This window comes from Cupriavidus sp. NPDC089707, from assembly GCF_044748965.1.
Lineage (GTDB): Bacteria > Pseudomonadota > Gammaproteobacteria > Burkholderiales > Burkholderiaceae > Cupriavidus.
Map to the genome: position 1 here is coordinate 211,874 of NZ_JBIVHB010000009.1, position 24,319 is coordinate 236,192.

Consider the following 24,319-nt stretch of genomic DNA (forward strand, 5'->3'; position numbering starts at 1 on the left):
GCGGATCATGGACAACCACAAGCTCGCTCATCTTCACGAGGCCTTGCTGCGCCTGGGCGATTCCACGCTGGTGCTCGGCCAGCGCCTGTCGGAATGGTGTGGCCGCGGCCCTGCGCTGGAAGAGGACATCGCGCTGACCAACGTCGCGCTCGACCTGGTCGGCCAGACCCGCCTGTGGCTGGGCTATGCCGCGGAAGTGGAGGGCGCCGGCCGCACCGCCGACCAGCTCGCCTTCCTGCGCGACGCGCACCAGTTCCGCAACCTGCTGCTGGTGGAACAGCCCAACGGCAGCTATGCCGATACGCTGGCGCGCCAGTTCCTGTTCGATACGTGGCACTACTTCCAGCTCGAAGCGCTGCAGCGCTCCACCGATGCGCGCATTGCTGAAATCGCCGCCAAGTCGCTAAAGGAAGTGACCTACCACGTGCGCCGCAGCGCCGACCTAGTGGTGCGCCTGGGCGATGGCAGCGAGGAAAGCCACCGCCGCATGCAGGATGCGTTCGACGACCTGTGGATGTTCACCGGCGAACTGTTTGAAGCCGATGCGGCCGAGGCCGCGCTGGCACGCGAAGGCGTGATCCCCGATCCCGCGACGCTCGCCGAGCCCTGGCAGCGCCATGTCGGCGAGGTGCTGGAAGAAGCCACGTTGCGCGTGCCTGCGAACCAGTGGGCGCAGAGCGGCGGCCGCCACGGCCGTCATACCGAACACCTCGGCTGCCTGTTGGCCGAGATGCAGTTCCTGCAGCGCGCCTATCCCGGCGCGCAGTGGTGAGCATCTTGACCGCGCAAGCGTTGGACCGTCCCGCAGTGGAGCAAGTCTGGACCTGGCTCGACACGGTGCCGGACCCGGAAATCCCCGTGATTTCCGTGGTGGATCTTGGCATCGTGCGCGACGTTGCATGGGATGGTGACGCCTGCGTCGTCACGATCACGCCGACCTATTCCGGCTGCCCGGCCATGACCGTGATCCGCGAGGGTATTGAAAGCGCGCTCGCCGCGCGGGGCGTGGCCAAGGTGCGCGTGCAGACCCAGCTGGCGCCCGCATGGACCACGGACTGGATGACCCCGAGCGGCAAGGCCAGCCTCACTGGCTACGGCATCGCGCCGCCGGCGCAGCAGGTGATCGACATCAGCGGCATCAGCCGCAAGGCAGGCAGGGGACCGGCGGCGCTGGTGGTGGCCTGCCCACACTGCGGCTCGCGTCATACGCGGCTGGTCAGCCAGTTCGGCTCGACCGCGTGCAAGGCGCTGTACCGCTGCGGCGACTGCAAGGAGCCGTTCGACTACTTCAAGGCTCACTGAGAAAGAGAAGGTGGGGAGATGAGCAAATTCCATGAACTGACGGTAGCCTCGGTCACGCGTGAAACCCGCGATGCGGTCGCCGTGACTTTCGCAGTGCCCGACGAACTGGCCGACGCCTACCGCTACGTGCAGGGCCAGCACCTGACGCTGCGCACCGGCATCGATGGCGAGGACGTGCGCCGCTCGTATTCGATCTGCTCGGCGGTGCAGGACGCGCAGCTGCGCGTGGCGATCAAGCGCGTCGACGGCGGGCTGTTCTCCAACTGGGCCAACGAGCAACTGCGGCCGGGCATGAAGCTGGAAGTGATGCCGCCATCCGGCCATTTCCACGTGCCGCTGTCCGCCACGCACGCGAAGCACTACGTCGCGTTCGCCGCCGGCAGCGGCATCACGCCGATGCTGTCGATCATCAAGACCACGTTGCAGGCGGAGCCGGATAGCCGCTTCACGCTGTTCTACGGCAACCGTGCGTCGTCGTCGGTGTTGTTCAAGGAAGAACTGGAAGACCTGAAGGACACCTACCTGCAGCGCTTCAACCTGGTGTTTGTACTCAGCCGCGAGCAGCTCGACATCGACCTGTTCAATGGCCGCATCGACGGCGAGAAGGTCAACGCGCTGCTGAAGCACTGGGTCAGGCCGCAGGACATCGACGTCGCCTTTATCTGCGGCCCGCACTCGATGATGGAAGAGGTCTCGCAGGCGCTGCTCGACCACGGCGTCGACAAAACCCGCATCAAGCGCGAGCTGTTCGCCACCAGCATCCCATCGGCGCGGCCCGCCGCGCATGCGCACAAGCAGATCGGCCAGCAGCAGTGCGAAGTGACCGTGATCCAGGACGGCCGCACTCGGTCCTTCACGCTGGAAAAGAACAAGGAAACCGTGCTCGACGCCGCGCTGGCGCAGGGCATTGAACTGCCGTACTCATGCAAGGGCGGCGTCTGCTCGACCTGCCGCTGCAAGCGCATCGAAGGCGAGGTCGACATGGACGTCAACTTCGCGCTGGAAGACTACGAAATCGCGCGCGGCTTCATCCTGAGCTGCCAGAGCTACGCCGTCAGCGACAAGCTGGTGATCGATTTCGACCAGGAAACCTGAAGCACCTGAAGCACCTGAAGCTTCCTGCCACCCAAACTACCCAGATTCACTCTCGCCCCCGGAGCAAGCCGTGTCCCATCCGTTTTTCGAACGCCATCAGGCGCTGCTGGAACAAGCCACCCAAGCCATCGCCACGCGCGGCTATTGGAGTCCGTTCGCGGAAATGCCGAGCCCGAAGGTCTATGGCGAATCCGCCAACACCGACGGCAAGGCTGCTTTTGAGGCGCGCCTGAACCATCCGTTTGCGCTGTCGCAGCCGGGCACCATTGGCCAGGCTGGCAAGGAAGTCTCGCCGTACGGCCCGGAACTTGGCGTCACCTATCCCAGGCCTGACCTCGACCGGCTCTTTGCCGGCGTTGCCAAGGGCATGCCCGCCTGGCGCAAGGCAGGCCCGGAAGCGTGGGTCGGCGTGTCGCTGGAAATCCTGCAGCGCCTGAACCGCCGCAGCTTCGAGATCGCCCACGCCGTCATGCACACCACCGGCCAGGCCTTCATGATGGCCTTCCAGGCTGGCGGCCCGCACGCGCAGGACCGCGGCCTGGAAGCCGTGGCCTACGCCTGGGACGAACTGCGTCGCATCCCCAAGAATGCCACGTGGGAGAAGCCGCAAGGCAAGAATGAACCGCTGCGCATGGAAAAGCGCTACAGCGTGGTTCCGCGCGGCGTGGGCCTGGTGATCGGCTGCTGCACCTTCCCGACCTGGAACGGATATCCCGGCCTGTTCGCCAGCCTGGCGACCGGCAATGCGGTGGTGGTCAAGCCGCACCCGGGCGCGATCCTGCCGCTGGCGATCACCGTCGAGGTGGCGCGTGAAGTGCTGGAAGAAGCCGGCTTCGATCCGAATATCGTCACGCTGGTGGCCAACGACCCAAGCGAGCGCATGGCGTCGAAGCTGGCACTGCGCCCGGAAGTGCGCCTGATCGACTTCACCGGTAGCACTGCCAACGGCGACTGGCTGGAGCGCAACGCGCACCAGGCGCAGGTGTACACGGAGAAGGCCGGCGTCAACCAGATCGTGATCGACTCAACCGCCGACTTCAAGGGCATGGTGCGCAATATCGCCTTCTCGCTGTCGCTGTACTCGGGCCAGATGTGTACCGCGCCGCAGAACATCTACGTGCCGAAGGACGGCATCGATACGCCGGAAGGGCACGTCAGCTTCGACCAGGTGGCCGCGGCGGTCGGCGAAGCCGTCAGCAAGCTGACCGGCGATCCCGCCAAGGCGGTGGAACTGATCGGTGCGATCCAGAACGACGGCGTGGTGGAACGGATCGAAGCGTCGCGCGCGCTGGGAGAGATCGTTGCCGACAGCCGCGCGCTGGCGCATCCCGAGTTTCCTGGCGCGCGCATCCGCACGCCGCTGGTGCTGAAGGTCGATGCCAGCGACGAAGCGAAGCTCATGCAGGAACTGTTCGGCCCGATCTCCTTCGTCGTGGCGACCGACAGCACCGCGCACAGCATTGAACTGGCGCACCGCGGCGCGAAGACGCACGGTGCGCTGACGCTGTCGGCCTACACCACCGATGCCGGCGTGACCGAAAGCATCCGCGATGCCGCGGAAGACGCCGGGGTGGCGCTGTCGCTCAACCTGACCGGCGGCGTCTTCGTCAACCAGTCGGCGGCGTTCAGCGATTTCCATGCCACGGGCGCCAACCCGGCCGCGAATGCCTCGCTGTCGGACGCCGCGTTCGTTGCCAACCGCTTCCGCGTCGTCCAGAGCCGTTCGCATATCTGATCGCAAGGCTTGCAGTACCCCGGCGCCAGCCCCCCTCGCACGCGGCGCCATCATAACGAGATGGAGTAGACAATGGTGCAACGCAACCCCCAACCCAATGAGCTGGAGCCGATCGAGCGCGCCAGCCGCGACGAACTGCAGGCGCTGCAGTTGCAACGGCTCAAATGGAGCGTGCGCCATGCCTATGACAACGTGCCGCATTACCGCAAGGCGTTCCAGGCGGCGGGGGGGCATCCGGACGACCTGAAGTCGCTGTCCGACCTGTCGAAATTCCCGTTCCTGACCAAGCAGGACCTGCGCGACAACTATCCGTTCGGCATGTTCGCGGTGCCGCGCGAGCAGGTGGCGCGCGTGCATGCGTCGAGCGGCACCACGGGCAAGCCGACCGTGGTCGGCTATACGGCGAAGGACATCGATACCTGGGCAAGCGTGGTGGCGCGATCGATCCGCGCCGCGGGCGGGCGCGCCGGCGACCTGGTCCATGTCAGCTATGGCTACGGGCTGTTCACCGGCGGGCTGGGCGCGCACTACGGCGCGGAGAAGGCGGGCTGCACGGTGATCCCGATGTCGGGCGGCCAGACCGAAAAGCAGGTACAGCTGATCCGCGAGTTCCAGCCCAATATCATCATGGTGACGCCGTCATACATGCTGAACCTGATCGAGGAGATGGAGCGCCAGGGGATGGACCCGTCGGAAAGCTCGCTGAAAATCGGCATCTTCGGCGCCGAGCCCTGGACCGACGCGATGCGCGCGGAGATCGAGGCGCGTGCGGGCATCGACGCGGTGGACATCTACGGGCTGTCAGAGGTGATGGGGCCGGGCGTGGCTTGCGAATGCATCGAGAGCAAGGACGGCCCGGTGATCTGGGAAGACCATTTCTATGCCGAGATCATCGACCCGGTGACTGGCGAAGTGTTGCCCGATGGCTCCGAGGGCGAGCTGGTGTTCACCTCGCTGACCAAGGAAGCGCTGCCGGTGATCCGCTACCGCACGCGCGACCTGACGCGTCTGCTGCCGCCGACTTCGCGTTCGATGCGCCGCATCGGCAAGATCACCGGGCGCTCGGATGACATGCTGATCATCCGTGGCGTCAACGTGTTCCCGTCGCAGATCGAGGAACTGATCCTGAAGGCGCCGGCGCTGGCGCCGCAGTACCAGCTGGTGGTGACTCGCGACGGGCACCTCGACAAGCTGGAGGTGCGGGTCGAGGCGCGGCCGGAGCGGTCCGCATCGCTGTCGGCGGATGACCGGGCGGCGCTGGAGCGTGACCTGAAGGACCAGATCAAGACCTATGTCGGCGTGACCACGCGGGTGCAGGTGGTGGCGGCCGAGGGGATCGAGCGCACGACGGTTGGCAAGGCACGGCGCGTGCTGGATATGCGGCCGAAGGTCGTGCACGAGCAGCCGGTGGGCGCGATCTGACAGCGCTGCGCTTCACTACCATCGCCAGCATAGGCACCCCTCTCCCGCGCGCGGGAGAGGGGTGGGGGAGAGGGCCGGAGTATCCACGGCGTGACACGGCATCGTGCTTGCCACAGGCCTGCCCTCTCCCCCGGCCCCTCTCCCGCAAGCGGGAGAGGGGAGCAAACCGCCGGCATGGTGGAGCTCTGTGGTGCTTAGTACCAACGCCCCTGGCAAACGCTCCCCTCTCCCGCAAGCGGGAGAGGGGAGCAAACCGCCGGCATGGTGGAGCTCAGCGGTGCTTAGTACCAACGCCCCTGGCAAACGCTCCCCTCTCCCGCAAGCGGGAGAGGGGAGCAAACCGCCGGCACGGTGGAGCTCAGCGGTGCTCAGTACCAACGCCCCTGGCAAACGCTCCCCTCTCCCTCCTGCGGGAGAGGGGTGGGGGAGAGGGCGGGAATTTCCACGAAGTGTAGTCGCATCGTGCTTGCCACACGCCGGCCCTCACCCCCGGCCCCTCTCCCGCGAGCGGTAGAGGGGAGCAAACCGGCGTCATTTAAGACGTAACGAACGAAACTCAACCGATGGCGGCCACCCAGAGCCGCCACACCCCCCTGCGCCAAAGGAGACACCATGGACGCGCGACAACTGGAAGCCATCCAGAACCACCCCGACTTCATCCGCCTGATCCACGGCCGCACGCGCCTGGGCTGGTCGCTGACGCTGGTCATGCTGGCGATCTACTTCGGCTTCATCCTGCTGCTGGCCTTCTCGCCCGCCACGCTCGGCACGCCGATCGCCGGAGGTGTCATGACGATTGGCATTCCCGTCGGCATTGCGGTGATCTTCGCCGCCGTGCTGCTGACCGCCATCTACGTCCACCGCGCCAACCGCGACCTGGACCCGCTCAACGAACGCGTGCGCAAGGAGTGCGAAGCATGAAGCCGGTACACCGTTTCCTCTGCGCGGCCCTCTGCGCGCTCGCCAGCACCGCCGCCACCGCGGCCCCCGCAATCCAGGGAGAGGCCGCGCAGCGGCCGCTGAACTGGAGCGCCATCGTGATGTTCATGCTGTTCGTCCTGCTCACGCTCGGCATCACGCGCTGGGCCGCGCGGCGCACGCGCTCGGCGTCGGACTTCTATGCGGCCGGCGGCGGTCTCACCGGCTTCCAGAACGGCCTGGCAATCGCCGGAGACATGGTGTCTGCGGCGTCGTTCCTCGGCATCTCGGCCATGATGTTCGACAAGGGCTACGACGGCCTGATCTACGCGCTCGGCGTGGTGGCGGGCTGGCCGATCATCCTGTTCATCGTCGCCGAACGCCTGCGCAACCTGGGCCGCTACACGTTTGCCGACGTGGTCTCGTACCGGCTGGCGCAAAAGCCGGTGCGCATCACCGCCGCCTGCGGCACGCTGACCGTGGTCATCATGTACCTCGTCGCGCAGATGGTTGGCGCCGGCAAGCTGATCGAGCTGCTGTTCGGCACCAGCTATGAATCGGCGGTGGTCATCGTCGGTGCGCTGATGGTGCTGTATGTGATGTTCGGCGGTATGCTGGCGACGACCTGGGTGCAGATCATCAAGGCGCTGCTGTTGCTTGGCGGCGTGACCTTCATGGCGGTGATGGTGCTGGCCTATTTCGGCTTCAGCCCCGAGGCCATGTTTGCCAGCGCGGCGAAGGTGCATGACAAGGGCGCCGCGATCCTGTCGCCGGGCGGGCTGGTGTCCAACCCGATCGATGCGATCTCGCTGGGCGTCGGCATGATGTTCGGCACCGCCGGCCTGCCGCACATCCTGATGCGCTTCTTCACCGTGGCGGATGCGAGGGAAGCGCGCAAGTCCGTGCTCTACGCCACCGGCTTCATCGGCTACTTCTACGTGTTGATCCTGGTGGTGGGCTTCGGCGCGATCGTGATGGTGGGCGCGGAACCGGCCTATCGCGACGCAGCGGGCAAGCTGATTGGCGGCAGCAACATGGTAGCCGTGCACCTGTCGCATGTGATCGGCGGTGACCTGTTCCTCGGCTTTATCTCGGCGGTGGCGTTCGCGACCATCCTCGCGGTGGTGGCGGGCCTGGCGCTGTCCGGCGCCTCGGCGGTGTCGCATGACCTCTACGCCAACGTGTTCCGCCGTGGCCAGGCCAGCGAGAAGGACGAAATCCGTGTGTCGAAGATCGCCACGCTGGTGATCGGCCTGCTGGCGATGGTGCTGGGCGTCATGTTCGAGAAGCAGAACATCGCCTTCCTGTCCGGGCTGGTGCTGGCGATCGCCGCGTCGGTCAATTTCCCCGTGCTGTTCCTGTCGATGTTCTGGAAGGGGCTGACCACGCGTGGCGCGGTGGCCGGCAGCCTGGCGGGGCTGGTATCGGCGGTGGTGCTGCTGGTGCTGGGCCCGACCGTGTGGGTGGGGATCCTCAAGCACCAGCAGGCGATCTTCCCGTATGCCAACCCCGCGCTGTTCTCGATGACGCTGGCCTTTGCCGCCGCCTGGCTGGTGTCGGTGCTGGACCGTTCGGCGCAGGCGAGCGCCGAACGCCAGCGCTACGGCGCGCAGTTCGTGCGCGCCATGACCGGCATCGGCGCGGCCGGTGCCAGCCAGCACTGAGCCAGCACGCGCTCAGTCGGTGTCCTGCTGCGCCTTGTGGCGGGACGCCATCTTCTCTTGCTGCCCCGGCGGCACGTTGTCGTAGTGGCTGAACTGGATGGTGTAGCTGCCGTGTCCGCCGGTCATGCTGTTCAGCCGCGACTGGTAGTCGTTCAGCTCCGACAGCGGCACCTGGCCGGCAACGATCACGCTGTTGCCGGCGCCGGTGCGGGTGCCATGCACCTGGCCGCGCTTGGCGGACAGGTCGCCGATGACGTCGCCCATCGCGGTGCCCGGCACCGTGACCTCGATATCGACGATCGGCTCCAGCACGCTGGGGCGCGCCTTCATCACCGCGTCGACGAAGGCCTTGCGCCCCGCGGCCGCGAACGCGACTTCCTTGGAATCGACCGGATGGCTCTTGCCGTCGTACACGGTCACGCGCACGTCCTGCATCGCAAAGCCGGCCAGCGGCCCGCTTTCCAGCACCTGCCGGATGCCTTTTTCCACCGCGGGAATGAACTGGCCGGGAATCGCGCCGCCCTTGACCGCATCGACAAAATCGAAGCCCGCGCCCCGCGGCAGCGGTTCCACGCGCAGCATCACTTCGCCGAACTGGCCGGCGCCGCCGGTCTGCTTCTTGTGGCGGTGGTGGCCTTCGGCCTTGCCGGCGATGGTCTCGCGATACGCGATCTTCGGCGGCCGCGTGGCGACTTCCAGCTTGTACTGCTCGGTCAGCCGCTCCAGCGCGCAACGCAGGTGGAACTCGCCCAGTCCGAACACCACGGTCTCGTTGGTGCCGGCGGGATGCTCGACGCGCAGGCAGGGGTCTTCGGCGCTCAGCTTGTGCAGCACCTCGGCCAGCCGCTGCTCGTTGCCGCGCCGCGCCGGCTCGATCGCCAGGCCGTAGATTGGGGTAGGGAATTCCAGCGGCGTCAGGTGGATGTCGCCATCCTCGGTGGCGTCGTGCAGCACCGCGTCGAAACCCAGTTCATCGATCTTGGCCACCGCGCAGATATTGCCCGGGCCGGCGCGCGGCACTTCCTGCGTCTCTTTGCCCTGCAGCAACAGCAGGTGCGCCACCTTGAACGGCTGGCGGCCTTCGCCGATATAAAGCTGGCTGTCGCGCGTAACCGTGCCCTGGTGGATGCGGAACACCGCCAGCTTGCCGACATAGGGATCGATCACCACCTTGAACACATGCGCCAGTACGTGCTTGTCCGGCACCGGCTCGGCGCGCACCGCCTTGCGTTTTTCAGTGCCTTCGGCGTCCTGGCCGGTGGCGCGGTAGTACAGCGGCGGGTTGCCTTCGGTGGGATTGGGCAGCAGCCGCACGAAGACATCGAGCAGTTCCTCGATGCCAGCCCCGGTGGCGGCAGAGGTAAAGCAGATCGGGACCAGGTGGCCCTCGCGCAGTGCGCGCTCGAACGGGGCGTGCAATTGCTCGGGCGTGATGGCTTCGCCTTGCTCCAGGTACAGCTCCATCAACTGCGGATCGATCTCGATGACCTGGTCGATCAGCGCTTCATGCGCCGACGCCACCGATAAAAAATCCGACTCGCCGGCCGGATTGAAGAAGCAGTCTACGACCTTGCCGCCGTTGCCGGCCGGCAGGTTGATGGGCAAGCACTCCTTGCCGAACGCCTCCTGGATATCGGCCAGCAGCCCCGGCAGGTTGACCTTCTCGCCGTCGATGCCGTTGATGATGATCATCCGGCATAGCTGCCGGGACTGCGCCCACGCCATCGCACGGCGCGTGGTCATCTCGATTCCGTTCTGCGCATTGATGACGATGGCGGCGGTCTCGACCGCTGCCAGCGCGCTGATCGCAAGCCCGGAGAAGTCGGGGTAGCCCGGTGTGTCCAGCAGGTAGATGCGTGTGTCGCGGAAGTCGACGTGGGTGATGGCGGAACTGAGCGAGCGCTTGTACTTGCGCTCCAGGGGATCGCTGTCGCTGACCGTGGAGCCGCGCTCCACGCTGCCTGGGGTGTGCAGCGCACCTCCCTTGTGCAGCAGCGCTTCAACCAGCGAGGTCTTGCCGCAACCTGCATGCCCGAGCAGGGCAACGGTGCGGATGGCATCGGGACTGTCGTGCATGGTGGCTCTCTCGTCCGGCAATGGCTGTCAGGGCATTATTGGCGAAATTCGCGGGAAGCGACATATGCCAGCGTCGGCGTCGTGACAAAGCTTGCGTTTGCGCCCACGCAAAGTGGTTCGGCCGGCGCTTGGCCGGCCGACAAGTCTCCTTCACGCTTGGCTGCAGCGCAGCAATACGCGTACTGTTGCGCTGCAACAGGGGCCGGCTGACCGAGAGCCGAACTATCAGTTCGGCTCTCTCTGACGCAACACCTGGCATCGTTGATGTGGAGTGCGTCTATCGGCGGGACAACGACGCGCCTGCACTTCGGCAGTTTTTAGGCAGAAGTGCAACCCGCGCGGTGGCCTTACATCCTTCCCTTCCAGGGCACCAGCCACTTGGCCATCTTGCGCATCAGCAGATCAAACACATACGCAATCAGCCCGATCAGCACGATCCCCATGATCACCACGTCGGTACGCAGGAAGTTGGAAGCGTTCAGCACCATCTGCCCCAGGCCGGCTGTCGCCGCCACCATCTCCGCGGCCACCAGCGTGGTCCAGCCGAAGCCGATCGCAATGCGCATGCCGGTCAGGATGTCAGGCAGCGCGGCGGGCAGCACCACGTGGCGCACCACCTGCCACGGCGTGGCGCCCATCGAGTAGGCGGCGTTGATCTGCTCGATGGTCACCGAGCGCACCCCAGCCTGCGCCGACATCGCCAGCGGGGCGAAGCACGCCAGGAAGATCAGCAGCACCTTCGAGGTCTCGTCGATGCCGAACCAGATCACGATTAGCGGCAGGTAGGCCAGCGGCGGCAGCGGGCGATAGAACTCGATGGGCGGATCGAAGATGCCGCGCGCGATGCGCGACACGCCCATCAGCACGCCGATCGGCACCGCCGTGACCACCGCCAGCCCGAACGCGCCGAACACGCGCACCATGCTCGCGGCGAAATGCTCGGTGAGCGGCTGGCCGCCTTGCAGGTTGCCCTGCCAGGCATCGATGAAGGCGGTGACGATCGACTCCGGCGTGGGCAGGAACAGCGGCGGCAGCCAGCGCAGGTGGCTGGCGATCCACCACAGCGCCAGCAGGCTTACCACGGTCACGGTGGAGATGCGCGAGCTTGATCCCTCGCCGGGCAGACGGTAGCCGGAGACGGCTTTCATCGGCTTGCTGGCAGGCGCGGCGGCAGGCGCGGCGCGCGGCGCGGGTTCGATGCGTTGAGCGGAAGCGGGCATCTTGAATTCCTCAGGCGGTGGCATGGATCAGGTCGACGATCTCTTCGCGGTAGCGGATGAACTCCGGGTCGGACTTGACCTGGCGGGCATCGCCGCATTCGATGAAGCGGCGCGCGAAGGGCAGTTCATAGGTATGCGCGATGCGGCCCGGCGAGGGCGTCATCACGATCAGCCGCGTCGCCAGGAACAGCGCCTCTTCCACGCTGTGGGTGATGAAGAATACGATCTTCTGCTCCTTCGCCCACAGCCTGAGGATCAGCGCCTGGATCGACTCGCGCGTCAGTGCGTCGAGCGCGCCGAGCGGTTCGTCCATCAACATCACTGCCGGATCGCACGCCAGCGCGCGCGCGATCCCCACGCGCTGCTGCATGCCGCCGGAGAGCTGGTAGACGGGCTTGGCCGCCGCCGCTTCCAGTCCCACCGCGGCCAGCTTTTCGTGCGCGATGCGCAGGCGTTCGGCGCGCGGCACGCCGCGCAGGCGCAGGCCCAGCGCCACGTTGTCGGCCACGCTCAGCCACGGCATCAGCGCGTGCTTCTGGAACACCACGCCGCGCTCGGCACCGGGCCCGCGCACTGCCTTGCCGTTCAGCCGGATCTCGCCTTCCGAGGGCTCCATGAAGCCGGCGATGCACGACAGCAGCGTGGTCTTGCCGCAGCCCGAGGCCCCCAGCGCGACCACGAAATCGCCGCGCTCCATGGTGAGATTGACCTGCGACAGGGCCAGCGTGCGGGCGCCGCCGGCGGCGCCGTAGTTCACGCTGAGGTTATCGATTTCAAGTTTGTTCATGACGATTTCCGCTGCTCTTGCCGTTCCACACACAGCGCGCGTTACCGCAGCGCACGTTTGGCCCATTCCGCATTGACGCCCTTGCCGTAGTCCGGCAACACCGTCTGGATCGTCCCTTGCTCCTTCAGGAACTGCGCCGCCGACTGCAGCGCGCGCGCCGCGCCGCCACCGAGCCAGCGCTCCGAGACCTGTTCTTCCAGCGTCGGGAAGGCATACAGCGCCATGCTGGCGGGCACCGTCTCGGCCTTGGCGCCGGAGACCTTGGCCACCGCCTTGACCATCGGAGAGTCGGGGGTCCATGACGCCTTGTTCTTGCGGTAGTTGTCATCCGCGGCAGCCAGCACGCGCACCAGCTTGACCATGAATTCCGGGTTTTCCCGCGCGAACTTCTTGTTGGCGATCATCCCGTCGAAGGTTGCCTTGCCGGTATCGGCGGCGATCTGCCCCGAGGTCGTCAGCACCGTGCCCGACTGCTTGAGCTTGGCCAGCACCGGATCCCAGATAAAGGTCGCGTCGATGTCGCCCCGCTCCCACGCGGCGGCGACTTCCGGCGGGCGCATGTTGACGATGCGCACGTCCTTGGGATTGACCTTGGCGCGCTCCAGCGCGACCAGCGTGTGATAGTGCGTGGTCGACACGAACGGCACGCCCACGCGCTTGCCCCTCAGGTCTGCGATGCTGGCGATCTTGCTGCCGTTGCGCGCGACCATGGCCTCGGCCGCATTGATGTCATCCAGGATCCAGAACAGCTCCACGTCCAGCCCTTGCGACAGCGCCGAGGCGATCGGCGAAGTGCCCGCCTCGCCGATGGCGATCTGGCCCGATGCCATCGCGCGGATCACGTCGCCGCCGCCGCCGAACTGGCGGAACGACACCTTGTAGCCGGTCTGCTTCTCCAGCTCCTTCATGTCTTGCGCATAACGCCAGGGCACCACCATGTCCTGGTAAGCAATGACTACATCCTTGCTTTGCGCGTGGGCGGCTGGCACCAGTGCTGCTGCCAGGGCGAAATACGTCGCAAGTCGCTTGATCCACCGCATGGTTCTGCTCCTCGAAAGGAAAGGGTTGAAGGTCACGGCTTTATAGGTGAGCGCCGATCCGGCGCTATAGGGCCAGTTGGCCGGATTCGCTGGGGCCAGCCTCGTCGCGGGGCGGGAAATGGCGACAGGCCGGGCGGAGCGGTGGCAAGGGCAAGCGTCAATCATGGAAATCCTTAGCGGCCCGAAAGTGCGCCCGCACGCATCCAAACTCATCGGTTCCGACGACGAGCTTTGTGCCGTGACGAGTCAACAATGTCCGGTCGAGGCAGCGACCCACCATCCGAGGAGACAGACATGAGCAAGCACCCCTTCGACCTGGCAGGAAAAGTGGCCCTGGTGACCGGCGGCAACGGCGGCATCGGACTGGGCATTGCCGAGGGCCTGGCCGCGGCCGGCGCGGATATCGCGATCTGGGGCACCAACGCGGACAAGAACGCCGCCGCCGTCGACCGGCTGGCGCAGCATGGCCGGCGCGTGCACACCGAGGTGTGCGACGTGGGCGACGAGCAGGCGGTCGATGCTGCGATGCAACGAACCGTGGCGGCGCTGGGCCGGATCGATGGCTGCTTTGCCAACGCCGGCATCGGCGGCAACAAGGCGCCGTTCGATGCGATGACGGCGGAGGTCTGGCGCAAGACCATGCGCGTCAACCTGGATGGCGCCTTCTTCACGCTGCGCGCGGCGGTGCGGCAGATGCTGGTGCAGGGCGATGGCGGCGTGCTGTGCAGCACCGCTTCGGTCGCGGCCATCGAAGGCGCGCCGCGGACCGAGCACTATGCCGCGACCAAGGGCGGCGTGATCTCGATGATGCGCGGCCTGGCTGTCGAATATGCGCGCAAGGGCATCCGCGCGCATTCGATCCTGCCGGGCTGGATCAAGACCGAGATGACTGGCGCTGCGCAGGCCAACGATGCCTTCCAGGAGATGGTGCACAAGCGCGTGCCGATGCGCCGCTGGGGCGAAGGCAGCGACTTTGCCGGCATTGCGGTCTACCTGATGAGCCCGGCGTCGGCCTACCACACCGGCGACACCTTCGTCATCGACGGCGGCTATACCCTGTTCTGAGCGCTGTTCTGAGGCGCGTGGCCAACCGGCCAGACGCGGCCGCCGCCGACGACGTAGACGCGTTCGTCCGGCTGCGGCCGCACTGTGGCGTGGCCGGTGAAGGCGCTGAAGGCGCTGAAGGCGGTCATCTCCTGCACGCGCACCAGTTCCAGCAGGCGGCCGCCGAACAGGAAGCAGTCGCCCGGCGCCAGCCGCGCGATAAAGCCTTCCTCGACCGATCCCAGCGAGGCGCCGCCGCTGCCGGCGCGGCGCCATTAGCGCACCTGCATGGTGGCTTCGCTGACGATGGTGCCCACGATCATGCGGTGGCGCCGCGCCAGCCCCACGTCGGGCACGCGCCAGACGCCTTCCTCGTCGGGTATTGCGCGACGGGTGGCATGCAGCAGGCCGCTCTGGCCGCGTGCGATCGCGGTCCAGACTTCGCGCTGGAACGCGAACGGCTGCCAGCCGCGCGCATCGAACAGCGCCTGCAGGCCCTGCGCGACGGTCAGCGGCCCGGTGGCGTCATCCGCCGGCTTGCGCGCGGCACGCGGCGGGGTCATGCGGCATCCTCCCGCGCCGGCGTCGCTCCCTGAGCGCCAGGCAGCATGGCTTCCAGCGCGGCCAGGGTGTCGGCTTCTTCGATGGGCTTGTCGGTGCGCCAGCGCAGCATGCGCGGGAAGCGCACCGCGATGCCGCTCTTGTGGCGGCCGCTGCGGGCGATGCCTTCGAAGCCCAGCTCGAACACCTGCGTGGGCTCGACGCTGCGCACCGGGCCGAATTTCTCGACGGTGGTGCGGCGGATGATCGCATCGACCGCGCGCATCTCCTGGTCGGTCAGCCCGGAATAGGCCTTGGCGAACGGCACGAGCGTACGGCCCGGCGTACCCTGCGGCGCGTTCCACACCGCGAAGGTGAAGTCGGTATAGAGGCTGGCGCGGCGGCCATGTCCGCGCTGCGCGTAGATCAGCACCGCATCGACCGAATAGGGGTCGATCTTCCATTTCCACCAGACGCCCACGTCCTTGGTGCGGCCCGCGCCGTAGGCCGCATCCGCGGCCTTCAGCATGAAGCCTTCCACGCCAAGGTCGCGCGAGGCATCGCGCAGCCGCGCGTAGTGCGCCCAGCTGTCGGCGTCGACCAGAGGGCTCAGTTCCAGCGCGGGATGGACGTGGCCGGCGACCACCTGTTCCAGCCGCGCCCGGCGTTCCGCCTGCGGCCGGGTGCGCCAGTCCTCGCCCTGCCATTCGAGCAGGTCGTACGCCATCAGGATCGCCGGGGCATCGCGCAGCAGCCTGGCGCTCAGTGTCTTGCGGCCGATGCGCTGCTGCAGCAGCGCGAACGGCTGCACGCTGCCGTGCTGCCAGATCACGATCTCGCCGTCGAGCACGGTACCATCGGGCAGCGCCGCCGCGGCGTCGATGATCTCCGGGAAGCGCTCGGTGATCAGCTCCTCGCCGCGCGACCACAGCCAGGTCTGCCCGCCGCGCCGTACCAGCTGCGCGCGGATGCCGTCCCATTTCCATTCGACCAGCCAGCCGCCAGGGGCGCCGAGCACGTCGCCGAACTGCTCGACGGGTGCCTGCAGCGGATGCGCGAGGAAGAACGGGTAGGGCTGGCCGCCGGCGCGCAGCTGGCGGTCGTCGTCGCTCTCCGGCGCCAGCAGGGCGAGAAGGCGCGCGGCATCGGGACGCGCCGACAGGTCCATGTAGCCGACCATGCGCTCGGCCACGCGCTTGGGATCGATGCCAGCCACCTCGCCCAGCGCGCGCGTGACCAGCAGGCGCGACACGCCGACGCGAAAGGCGCCGGTGATCAGCTTGAACAGCACCAGCCGGCCATGCGCGTCGAGTGGCCGCCACAGCGCATCGAGCCGCGGCATCAGGTCTTCCGGCGGCAACCCGCGCAGCGGCAGCAGGCGCTGCTCGACCCATTCGGCCAGGCCGGCATGGTCGGCGTCCATGGGTTCGGGCAGCAGCAGGGCGATGGTTTCGGCGAGGTCGCCGACGGCCTGGTAGCTCTCCTCGAACAGCCAGTCGGGCAGGCCGGCGGCTTCGCGTGCGAGTTCTCGCAGTACCGACACCGGGACGATCTGCCGTGGCTTGCCGCCGGCCAGGAAGTACACGGCCCACGCGGCGTCCTGCGGCGGCGCGACGCGCAGGTAGCCGACCAGTGCGGCCAGCCGGGCGTTAGTCGACGTGGTGCCGTCGAGCGCGGCGTAGAGGTCGGCGAAGGCTTTCATGGAGCGGCCTTTTCTTCGCTGGCTTCGCCGCGGGATTCGCCACCGGACTCAGCCGTCTGCGCCTCGGCGCGCACCGATTCATCGTCGTCGCCGTACTCGGTCTCGAATGCCTGCGCCTGCCAGCCGCGTTCGTTCAGGTAGCGCACCATCACCGGCACGTTGCCGTGGGTCACGATGACGCGGCCGGCGCCCGTGGCACTGATTGCCTGCAGCAGCCCCGGCCAGTCGGCATGGTCGGAGAGCGCAAAGCCGCGATCGACCCCGCGACGCCGGCGCGTGCCGCGCAGCTGCATCCAGCCGCTGGCAAACGCGTCGGACGCATCGCCGAAGCGCCGCAGCCAGGGCGAGCGTTGCGCCGACGGCGGCGCCACCACCAGCGCCTGGCGCAGCAGCGGACTGCGCGGCGGCAGCTCGGACGCGAGCGCCATCGGCGGCAGCGCCACGCCGGCGTCGGCGTAGGCCGCGTTGAGCGTGGTCAGCGCGCCGTGCACAATCACCGGGCCGGGCAGGCCATCGATGCCGGCATGGTGCAGCAGGCCATGCAGGATGCGCTGCGCCTTGCCGAAGCTGTAGGCATAGACCACGCTGGCGCGGCCGGCCTGCGCATTGGCATGCCACCAGTGGAAGATTTCCGCCATCAGCGTTGCCTGCGACGGCCAGCGGTAGATCGGCAGGCCGAAAGTGCTTTCGGTGATGAAGGTATCGCACGGCACCGGCTCGAACGGGTCACAGGTGCCGTCGGCCTCCAGCTTGTAATCGCCGGAGGCGACCCAGACCTGGCCGCCGTATTCCAGCCGTACCTGGGACGAACCGAGCACGTGCCCCGCCGGGTGCAGGCTCAGCGTGACGCCGTGATGGGTGATTCGTTCGCCGTAGGGCAGGGTGTTCAGGTGGATGCCGGGCAGGCGTGCCAGCAGCACGCCGCGGCCGGGTTCCGAACAGAGGTAGTGCGCGTGTCCGAAGCGGGCGTGGTCGGAGTGGGCGTGGGTAATGACGGCGCGCTCGACCGGGCGCCACGGATCGATATAGAAGTCGCCGGGCGGGCAGTACAAGCCTTCAGGCCGGGCGACGACGAGGTCGCCGGGGCGCGCGGGTTCGGACGGGAACGGCCGGGGTTGGTCCAAGCGTGCCTCCTGATGCAGTGCGGCCGGCATGCGGCCGCGATGCTCCCGGGGCGGGAGACTTGGGCATCATACTGCGGCGGCGCGCGCGGTGAGGAGGCGGCGGGGTCCGGTTTGGGTGTCGGTGGGGGGCCGACACGCGATGCACTGCGGGTCGGTTGTCTCCCCTCTCCCATTTATGGGAGAGGGGCGGGGGAGAGGGCAGGCGTCTCCACGAAGTGAAAGGTCATCATGCTTGCCACACGCCGGCCCTCTCCCCCAGCCCCTCTCCCGCAAGCGGGAGAGGGGAGCAAACCGGCGTCATCGATGCCGCGGCAGCCACCTCAAAACACATCATCCTTCCAGTGATACCAGTGATACAGCACCCGCTGCCCCATCCGGCGGAACGGCGCGAACATCTGCGACTCGACCATCTCGCGCACGTTCGGGAACGGCAGCGACGAGCGGAAGATCGGCAACTGCGGCAGCGACGATTCCTTGCCTGCGATCAGCGCCGCCAGCCGCTTGCCCGCCTGCGCGGAGTACATCACGCCGTTGCCGCCATAGCCCATCGCGTAGTAGATCGATTGCGACGGGTCCGGCTGCGTGATGCGCGGCATCATGTCGTGGCTGACGTCGACCCAGCCCCACCATGAGTAGTCGATCTGGATCCCGCGCAGCGCCGGGAACTTGCGGTACATGTCGGCGATCAGCTTCTGCTTGTACTGGTCTTGCGGTGCGTCGCTGCCGGTGATGGCGCTGCGGCTGCCGATCTGCAGGCGGCCGTCGGGCATCAGCCGGTAGTAGTGGCGCAGGATGCGCGTGTCGGTGATGACCTGCGTGGTGCGGAAGTTGCACGCCGCGATTTCGTCGGCGGTCAGCGGGCGCGTGACGATCGAGTTCGACAAGATCGGGAACAGGCGGTTCTTGAGCTCGCGATGCAGCGTCTGCGAGGTGTAGCCGCCGGTAGCCACGCCCACGGCGCGCGCGCGCACGATGCCGCCAGGGGTGCGCAGGTAGTGGACGCCGTTGCGGGTTTCCCAACCGGTGACGGGGCTCGACGGATGCACCTTGGCGCCCAGCTCGCGCGCGCGGCGCAGGTAGCCGAAAGCCAGCTTGCCGGCGTGGATGCCGATGCCTTCGGGCTCATGCATTGCACCCGCGGCTTCCTTGTCGTCGACGTATTCGCGCCGCACGGTGGCGGCATCGAGGATGCGCGCATCGTAGTTGAAGACTTCGCGCAGGACCTTCGCTTCCTTCTCCAGCGTGGGCATCACCTTGTCGCGGTGCGCGATATACAGGTGGCCGCCCGGCTGCGGGTCGCAGTCGATGTTTTTGATCAGCCCCTTGAAGGTCTCCATGCCGTCGCAGACTTCTTCATGCAGGCGCAGCGCGGTGTCCAGCCCGTAGCGCTGGATCCACTGCGAACGCTTGAGCCGCCCCGACGCGCATTGCGCCTGGCCGCCGTTGCGCGTGCTGCAGCCCCAGCTGACGCGGTTGGCTTCGAGCACGGTAGCCTTGATGCCGTACTGCTCTGCCAGGAAGATCGCGCAGGTCAGGCCGGTGAAGCCGGAGCCGATGATGGCCACGTCGACGTCGATGTCATGCGTGATCGGGCCGTCGTCGGCGGGCGGCGTGCCGGCGGTGCCGATCCAGTAGGTGGGCGCGTACTCGCGGCCCTGGCCGGGGGTGGGAGTATGCAGCGGGTCGTAGGCGGGGTCGTACGGACGTGACGGCGCGGTCGTGTGTTCGCCGCCCAGGGCACTGCGGGGGACTACGGCTTCCATGGCGCGTCTCCTGTGTTCAGGCTTGCGCAGCCACCACGGGCGGGCGGTCCTTGCGGTAGGCGTTCTTCACCGCGATCTTGCCGTCGCGGAAGGTGAAGACGTCGACCATGCGCGCCTCGATGCGGGCGCCGTCGGCACGGGTGCCGCGGAAGGTGGATTCGCTGACGCCGCGGTCACCCACGACAAAGTGCTCGCCATCGACCCATTGCGCGTCCGGGAAGGTCTGCCAGGCGAGCTGGAAGCCTTCGCGCACGGCGTCGCGGCCGATGAAGCTGCGGCCGAGCAGTTCGCTGCCGGCCACGCCGTGGAAGGTGCAGTCATCCGCCATGAAGCTCATCAGGGCTTCGAGGTCGTGACGGTTCCAGGCGTCGTTGAAGGCTTGCAGCAGTTCGATGCCGGCGGCGGTGTTGCGATCGGACATGGCTTGGTCTCCTGAGTGTTGTCCACCGGCCCGCGCAACGGCGCTGCGGAACCGGCCATGACTCGAGGATAGGGAAGGCGGCCGCGACGCTGTAGCGCCAGTTCGGGACAATCGCTTGGGCCAGCCTGCGCGGGGCCGTGTCAGGCCGCGGGGCGGGCGCGGGAAGTGACGGCGGCGTCCGCCACAGCCGCGCCTGGCGCGCCGGCGGTGGCCTGCAGTTCACGCGCCACGGCCGCCAGCACGCGGATGCCGGGCTCGATGCGGTCCAGCGAGATCGACGAGTAGCCCAGCCGGAACACGTTGCGCGGCGCCGGTTCGGCCATGAAGAAGACGCTGCCGGGCTCGATCAGCACGCCCTGCAGCTCGGCCAGGCGCGTCAGCGCGTTGGCGTCGAGCCAGGACGGCCCTTCGATCCAGCATGACGCGCCGCCGGCGATCGGCACCGGGCGGAAGTCGGGCATATGCGTGGCCAGCGCGGCCAGCACCGCTTCGGCGCGTTCGCGGTGCGCGGCCGACAGGCGCCGCAGGTGCGCGTCGTAATGGCCCAACGAAAGGAACAGGGAAAACGCGCGCTGGATATACGCCGACGGGTGCCGCAGCATCAGCCGCCGGGCTGCGCGCAGCTCGGCGATCAGTGGCGCCGGCCCGACGACATAGCCGATGCGCAGCCCTGGCGCCAGGCTCTTGGACAGGCTGCCGACGTAGATCACGCGGTTGCTGCGGTCCAGGCTCTTGAGCGTGGGTGTGGGGTCGCCCTCGAAGCGGCTCTCGCTTTCGTAGTCGTCCTCGATCAGCACGAAGTCCGCTTCCTCGGCCTGGCGCAGCAGCGCCTGCCGGCGTGCGAGCGGCATGGTGACCGTGGTAGGGCACTGGTGGCTGGGCGTGACGTAGACGTAGTCGCACGCGCGCTGCGCGTCGGACAGCACCAGGCCGTCGCCATCGACCGGCAGCGGCACGAGATGCGAGGTATGCGAGCCGAAGATGTTGCGCGCATCCGGATAGCCGGGGTCTTCGATGCCGACCGGCGTATCGGGGCTGACCAGCAGGTCGGCCAGCAGGTACAGCGCCTGCTGCGCGCCCACGGTGACGACGATCTCATCCGCGCCGGCCCAGACGCCCCGGCGCGGCAGCACACGGGTGCGGATCTGCTGCACCAGCGACTCGTCGTCGCGCAGGATCATGTCCTGGGCCCAGTCGTGGATGTCGAGCACGCTGAGCGCCTTCAGGCAGCATTCGCGCCAGTCGGCGGTGGGGAACAGCGTGGGGTCGTACTGGCCGTAGATGAACGGGTACGGGTAGTCGCGCCAGTTGGCGCGCTTGACGATATTGCGCTGCTGCGTGGGGCGGAAGACAAAGCGCCGCTCCCAGTCGGGCTCGCCGCCGCGCGCGGGCACGGGCTCGCCGCGCAGCGACGCCACGCCGCTGACGCGCGTGCCGAGGATCTCGGGATTGACGAAATAGCCGCTGCGTTCTCGCGCCACCAGGTAGCCTTCATCAACCAGCTGCTGATACGCCAGCACCACGGTGTTGCGCGCCACGCGCAGCTGCGCGGACAGCTCGCGGCTGCTCGGCAGCGGCTCGCCCTGCGGCAGTTGCTCGTCGAGGATCGCCGACACCAGCATCTGGCGGATCTTGCCCTGCAGGCTCAGGCCGGACAGGGCGTGCTGCTGGAACAGCTGGAACCACATGGTGGCGGGGGACTTGAGGCTCATGGTGCGGGGGCCAAATAACGACACTGCGAACGACACAGCGCGCCAGCTTACTGCACTGGCGCGCCGCGTGGCACATCAATACTTGTGGAGATCGGGCCTTGGCATTTCCGCCAGCGGGACTACCGGCTCCGCGCCACGGCGAAACAGTTGCCGCGCGCCGTAGGCAATCAGCAGGATCAGCAGGCTGACCACCCCCAGCGCAAGCGGTGTGCGCTGGTCGGGGATAAAGGCCATGGCGATCACGATGCCCAGCATGCCCAGGATCGCGACATAGGTGAGATACGGGAAGCACCACATGCGCACGCGCAGGAGGCCCGGCGCTTCGCGTTCCAGCCGCGAGCGCAGGCGCAGCTGCGAGATCGCGATCAGGATGTAGACGAAGATGGCGACGGTGCCGTACGAGTTGACCAGGAAGGCGAACACCGTATCGGGCGAGACATAGGACATCACCACCGCGCCGTAGCCGAACAGCGTGGCCACCAGGATGGCGCGGACCGGCACGCCGTTGCGGCTGACGCGGGCCAGCGACTGCGGCGCATCGCCGCGGCGGGTCAGCGCGAACAGCATGCGCGACGAAGCGTACAGGCCGGAGTTGAGCGCCGACAGCACCGCGGTCAGCACGATCGCGTTCATGATCTGCGCGGCGGCGGGCACGCCCATCACGTTCAGCGCGCTGACGTACGGCGTGGCGATACTGTTGGAGTTCCACGGCACCAGGCAAACCACCAGCAGGATCGAGCCGACATAGAACACCAGCACGCGCGTGATCACCGAGCTGGTGGCCTTGGCCACGGCCTTCTGCGGCTCGGCGGTCTCGGCGGCGGCGATGGTGACGATCTCGGCGCCGAAGTAGAACCCGGTGGCCGCAACCGCGCCGGTCAGCACCGGCACGATGCCATTCGGCAGGAAGCCGCCGTTGGCGGTCAGGTTGGCCACCTGCATGCCTTGCGCGCCGGGAGCCAGGCCCAGCACGTACACGCCGGCGACGAACAGGAACACGATGATCGCCGCAACCTTGATCGAGGCGAACCAGAACTCGAACTCGCCGAACGACTTGACCGACACCAGGTTGGTCAGCGTCAGCATCACCAGCAGCACCAGGCTGATGGCCCAGTTGGGCACGTCGGGCAGCCAGTAGCGCACCAGGTCGGCGCCGGCGACGGCTTCGAGCGCCACCACGATGACCCAGAAATACCAGTACATCCAGCCGGTCAGGAAGCCGGCGAGGTTACCCACCGCGGGGCGGTCGCGCCAGGCTTCGCGCGCATACTCGTAGAAGCCGCCGGTGCCGGGCAGGGCGCACGCCATCTCGCCCAGCATGCGCATGACCAGCACGACCAGCAGGCCGGTAATGAGGAAGGAAAGGACCGCGCCGGGGCCGGCCGACTTGATGACGACGCCGCTGCCGACGAACAGGCCAGCGCCGATCACGCCGCCAAGCGCGATCATGGTCATGTGGCGTTGCTTGAGGCCGTGGGATAGTCCGTTGCCGGACTGTGGTTGTTGGATCATGGTGTGTCTCCTGTGCTGCGCGTGCTGCCGGTGCTACTTGCAGCCAGACCAGCGTTTTTGGCAGGCGCCACGGCTTCTCTTCTGTATAGGTGGCGGCGCGGGAAACGCCAGCCGGGGCCGTGGTCGGTTCAGTGCTTGCAATCCCGGGTGCGGGATGCTCATCCGTCCATGTCGACTAGTCTCCGGTGTCTGCTTAAAAATCCGGAACCAGTTGTTCCGAAAACTTATTGTTTCACCGGAATGTAGGCCCTCATCGGCGGAAGGTCAACCAGAAGTTTCGATAATTGATATGATTTGACTCTGAAAATGAAACTTACCTATGATGGAGCCAGGCATGAACGATATGCGCCTCGCCAAAAGTGACGCCAAGCCAGACGGAGACACGCCGGCACTGCGTTTGTTCGGCCTGCTCGAAGTCATCGCGGAGAAGGACCAGTCCTTCAACTTGCAGGCGCTGGTGGAAGAAACCGGCCTGCCCAAGCCCACGCTGCACCGCATGCTGCAGCAGCTTGAGGCGGCAGGGCTGATCCAGCGCAACGGCGACGGGCGGCAATACGGCACCGGCCTGCGGCTGCGCCGGCTGGCGGAGAACCTGTTGCTCAACAGCACCTCGCACGGCGCGCGCCACATGGTGCTGCGGCGGCTGGTGGAAGAGGTCGGCGAGAGCTGCAACCTGACCGCGTTTTCAGGCGGCGAGGTGCTGTACCTGGACCGCGTGGAAACCGCGGCGCCGCTGCGCTTCTACCTGCATCCGGGCTCGCGCGTGCCGGCGCACTGCTCGGCCACCGGCAAGCTGTTCCTGGCGCAACTGGCGCCGGCGCAGCGGCAGCGGCTGCTGGCGCACGCGGAGCTGGAGCGGTACACGCAGAACACGCTGACCGACCACGTGCAGCTGGAAGCGGAACTGGAGCGCGTGAAGCGCGACGGCTACGCGCTGGATGACGAGGAATTCCTGCCCGGGCTGGTCTGCATCGGCGTGCTGGTGCCGGCCGTGGACGGCGGCAAGTCCAACCTGGGGCTGGCGCTGCAGGCCCCGGTCATGCGCGTGGCGCGCGACAAGGTGGTGCAGTTGCTGCCCGCGCTGCAGCGCGCGGCCAGCGCGCTGGCGGCGATCGAGGCCGAAAGTGCCAGCGCCTGGCAGGGCTCGGCGGAATCTGCCGAAGAGGACGAATAGCGCGCACGGCGTCACGCGGGTTGCTCCGCTGGTCGCGGTGCCAATGTGAAAAAAGGCATGGCGACCAA

Annotated in this window: 19 protein-coding genes and 1 pseudogene; 9 read left to right on the forward strand and 11 right to left on the reverse strand. The window is 67.3% G+C overall.

Annotated elements, in window-relative coordinates:
- Positions 1 to 7 precede the first annotated feature (7 nt).
- The 7 genes from paaC to ACIP1U_RS17165 all read left to right on the forward strand — a co-directional run bounded on the left by paaC (position 8) and on the right by ACIP1U_RS17165 (position 8,136).
- Positions 8 to 772, forward strand: coding sequence for a 1,2-phenylacetyl-CoA epoxidase subunit PaaC (paaC, locus tag ACIP1U_RS17135; protein WP_400316931.1), 765 nt, complete (start codon positions 8 to 10; stop codon positions 770 to 772).
- Positions 769 to 1,302 (forward strand): 1,2-phenylacetyl-CoA epoxidase subunit PaaD, encoded by a 534-nt coding sequence (gene paaD / locus ACIP1U_RS17140; RefSeq protein ID WP_400316933.1) that lies wholly within the window; start codon positions 769 to 771, stop codon positions 1,300 to 1,302. The genes paaC and paaD overlap by 4 nt, the downstream gene beginning before the upstream one ends.
- A gap of 18 nt (positions 1,303 to 1,320) precedes the next feature.
- Entirely contained in the window at positions 1,321 to 2,397 is a 1,077-nt protein-coding gene (paaE, locus tag ACIP1U_RS17145; RefSeq protein ID WP_400316935.1) for a 1,2-phenylacetyl-CoA epoxidase subunit PaaE, read from the forward strand.
- Positions 2,398 to 2,467: 70 nt separating this feature from the next.
- Positions 2,468 to 4,132 carry a phenylacetic acid degradation protein PaaN gene (paaN, locus tag ACIP1U_RS17150; protein WP_400316937.1) on the forward strand — a complete coding sequence of 555 codons (1,665 nt, stop codon included), beginning with the start codon at positions 2,468 to 2,470 and terminating at the stop codon, positions 4,130 to 4,132.
- Between the two features lie 72 nt (positions 4,133 to 4,204).
- Complete coding sequence (gene paaK, locus ACIP1U_RS17155) at positions 4,205 to 5,554, forward strand: phenylacetate--CoA ligase PaaK (RefSeq protein ID WP_400316938.1); 1,350 nt, start codon at positions 4,205 to 4,207, stop codon at positions 5,552 to 5,554.
- Positions 5,555 to 6,166: 612 nt separating this feature from the next.
- Positions 6,167 to 6,475: a DUF485 domain-containing protein gene (locus tag ACIP1U_RS17160; RefSeq protein ID WP_400316940.1), complete on the forward strand. Its 309-nt coding sequence runs from the start codon at positions 6,167 to 6,169 to the stop codon at positions 6,473 to 6,475.
- Positions 6,472 to 8,136, forward strand: coding sequence for a cation acetate symporter (locus ACIP1U_RS17165; protein ID WP_400316941.1), 1,665 nt, complete (start codon positions 6,472 to 6,474; stop codon positions 8,134 to 8,136). The genes ACIP1U_RS17160 and ACIP1U_RS17165 overlap by 4 nt, the downstream gene beginning before the upstream one ends.
- A 12-nt stretch (positions 8,137 to 8,148) precedes the next feature.
- Here ACIP1U_RS17165 and fusA read toward each other — a convergent pair whose 3' ends face one another.
- From fusA to tauA, 4 genes are all read right to left on the reverse strand, one after another.
- On the reverse strand, positions 8,149 to 10,212 hold the full coding sequence (gene fusA / locus ACIP1U_RS17170; RefSeq protein WP_400316943.1) for an elongation factor G: 2,064 nt from the start codon (positions 10,210 to 10,212) through the stop codon (positions 8,149 to 8,151).
- A 347-nt stretch (positions 10,213 to 10,559) separates the two neighbouring features.
- A complete protein-coding gene (locus ACIP1U_RS17175) occupies positions 10,560 to 11,432 on the reverse strand; it encodes an ABC transporter permease subunit (RefSeq protein WP_400316945.1) in 873 nt (290 codons plus the stop codon).
- A gap of 10 nt (positions 11,433 to 11,442) precedes the next feature.
- Positions 11,443 to 12,219: a taurine ABC transporter ATP-binding protein gene (locus ACIP1U_RS17180; protein WP_400316947.1), complete on the reverse strand. Its 777-nt coding sequence runs from the start codon at positions 12,217 to 12,219 to the stop codon at positions 11,443 to 11,445.
- 41 nt (positions 12,220 to 12,260) lie between these two features.
- The gene (gene tauA / locus ACIP1U_RS17185) at positions 12,261 to 13,259 is read right to left on the reverse strand and encodes a taurine ABC transporter substrate-binding protein (RefSeq protein ID WP_400316949.1); all 999 of its coding nucleotides are present in this window, start codon (positions 13,257 to 13,259) and stop codon (positions 12,261 to 12,263) included.
- Between the two features lie 294 nt (positions 13,260 to 13,553).
- Here tauA and ACIP1U_RS17190 point away from each other — a divergent pair, with 294 nt between their 5' ends.
- Positions 13,554 to 14,324, forward strand: a complete 771-nt coding sequence (locus ACIP1U_RS17190; RefSeq protein WP_400316950.1) for an SDR family NAD(P)-dependent oxidoreductase — start codon at positions 13,554 to 13,556, stop codon at positions 14,322 to 14,324.
- A 116-nt stretch (positions 14,325 to 14,440) separates the two neighbouring features.
- Here ACIP1U_RS17190 and ACIP1U_RS17195 read toward each other — a convergent pair.
- From ACIP1U_RS17195 to ACIP1U_RS17225, 7 genes and pseudogenes are all read right to left on the reverse strand, one after another.
- Positions 14,441 to 14,695: pseudogene (locus tag ACIP1U_RS17195) on the reverse strand (hypothetical protein); the annotation flags it as partial.
- Positions 14,696 to 14,862: 167 nt separating this feature from the next.
- Positions 14,863 to 16,545 carry an ATP-dependent DNA ligase gene (locus ACIP1U_RS17200; RefSeq protein ID WP_400316952.1) on the reverse strand — a complete coding sequence of 561 codons (1,683 nt, stop codon included), beginning with the start codon at positions 16,543 to 16,545 and terminating at the stop codon, positions 14,863 to 14,865.
- Positions 16,542 to 17,687, reverse strand: a complete 1,146-nt coding sequence (locus ACIP1U_RS17205) for a ligase-associated DNA damage response exonuclease (protein ID WP_400317026.1) — start codon at positions 17,685 to 17,687, stop codon at positions 16,542 to 16,544. The genes ACIP1U_RS17200 and ACIP1U_RS17205 overlap by 4 nt, the downstream gene beginning before the upstream one ends.
- A gap of 302 nt (positions 17,688 to 17,989) precedes the next feature.
- Complete coding sequence (locus ACIP1U_RS17210) at positions 17,990 to 19,432, reverse strand: NAD(P)/FAD-dependent oxidoreductase (protein ID WP_400316954.1); 1,443 nt, start codon at positions 19,430 to 19,432, stop codon at positions 17,990 to 17,992.
- A 16-nt stretch (positions 19,433 to 19,448) separates the two neighbouring features.
- On the reverse strand, positions 19,449 to 19,853 hold the full coding sequence (locus tag ACIP1U_RS17215; RefSeq protein WP_400316956.1) for a nuclear transport factor 2 family protein: 405 nt from the start codon (positions 19,851 to 19,853) through the stop codon (positions 19,449 to 19,451).
- Between the two features lie 140 nt (positions 19,854 to 19,993).
- The gene (locus ACIP1U_RS17220) at positions 19,994 to 21,565 is read right to left on the reverse strand and encodes a PLP-dependent aminotransferase family protein (RefSeq protein ID WP_400316958.1); all 1,572 of its coding nucleotides are present in this window, start codon (positions 21,563 to 21,565) and stop codon (positions 19,994 to 19,996) included.
- 75 nt (positions 21,566 to 21,640) lie between these two features.
- The gene (locus ACIP1U_RS17225; RefSeq protein ID WP_400316960.1) at positions 21,641 to 23,077 is read right to left on the reverse strand and encodes an amino acid permease; all 1,437 of its coding nucleotides are present in this window, start codon (positions 23,075 to 23,077) and stop codon (positions 21,641 to 21,643) included.
- A 334-nt stretch (positions 23,078 to 23,411) separates the two neighbouring features.
- On the opposite strand from ACIP1U_RS17225, the gene ACIP1U_RS17230 reads away from it, so the two are divergent.
- Entirely contained in the window at positions 23,412 to 24,251 is an 840-nt protein-coding gene (locus ACIP1U_RS17230) for an IclR family transcriptional regulator (RefSeq protein ID WP_400316962.1), read from the forward strand.
- Positions 24,252 to 24,319 lie beyond the last annotated feature (68 nt).

Excerpts from the sequence above, each read along its gene's own strand:
- ACIP1U_RS17220 (WP_400316958.1), bottom strand. The coding sequence starts at position 21,565 with ATGAGCCTCAAGTCCCCCGCCACCATGTGGTTCCAGCTGTTCCAGCAG.
- tauA (WP_400316949.1), bottom strand. The coding sequence starts at position 13,259 with ATGCGGTGGATCAAGCGACTTGCGACGTATTTCGCCCTGGCAGCAGCA.
- ACIP1U_RS17225 (WP_400316960.1), bottom strand. The coding sequence starts at position 23,077 with ATGATCCAACAACCACAGTCCGGCAACGGACTATCCCACGGCCTCAAG.
- ACIP1U_RS17175 (WP_400316945.1), bottom strand. The coding sequence starts at position 11,432 with ATGCCCGCTTCCGCTCAACGCATCGAACCCGCGCCGCGCGCCGCGCCT.
- ACIP1U_RS17190 (WP_400316950.1), top strand. The coding sequence starts at position 13,554 with ATGAGCAAGCACCCCTTCGACCTGGCAGGAAAAGTGGCCCTGGTGACC.
- ACIP1U_RS17210 (WP_400316954.1), bottom strand. The coding sequence starts at position 19,432 with ATGGAAGCCGTAGTCCCCCGCAGTGCCCTGGGCGGCGAACACACGACC.
- ACIP1U_RS17200 (WP_400316952.1), bottom strand. The coding sequence starts at position 16,545 with ATGAAAGCCTTCGCCGACCTCTACGCCGCGCTCGACGGCACCACGTCG.
- paaC (WP_400316931.1), top strand. The coding sequence starts at position 8 with ATGGACAACCACAAGCTCGCTCATCTTCACGAGGCCTTGCTGCGCCTG.
- ACIP1U_RS17230 (WP_400316962.1), top strand. The coding sequence starts at position 23,412 with ATGAACGATATGCGCCTCGCCAAAAGTGACGCCAAGCCAGACGGAGAC.
- ACIP1U_RS17160 (WP_400316940.1), top strand. The coding sequence starts at position 6,167 with ATGGACGCGCGACAACTGGAAGCCATCCAGAACCACCCCGACTTCATC.
- ACIP1U_RS17180 (WP_400316947.1), bottom strand. The coding sequence starts at position 12,219 with ATGAACAAACTTGAAATCGATAACCTCAGCGTGAACTACGGCGCCGCC.
- ACIP1U_RS17165 (WP_400316941.1), top strand. The coding sequence starts at position 6,472 with ATGAAGCCGGTACACCGTTTCCTCTGCGCGGCCCTCTGCGCGCTCGCC.
- paaK (WP_400316938.1), top strand. The coding sequence starts at position 4,205 with ATGGTGCAACGCAACCCCCAACCCAATGAGCTGGAGCCGATCGAGCGC.
- paaE (WP_400316935.1), top strand. The coding sequence starts at position 1,321 with ATGAGCAAATTCCATGAACTGACGGTAGCCTCGGTCACGCGTGAAACC.
- ACIP1U_RS17215 (WP_400316956.1), bottom strand. The coding sequence starts at position 19,853 with ATGTCCGATCGCAACACCGCCGCCGGCATCGAACTGCTGCAAGCCTTC.
- fusA (WP_400316943.1), bottom strand. The coding sequence starts at position 10,212 with ATGCACGACAGTCCCGATGCCATCCGCACCGTTGCCCTGCTCGGGCAT.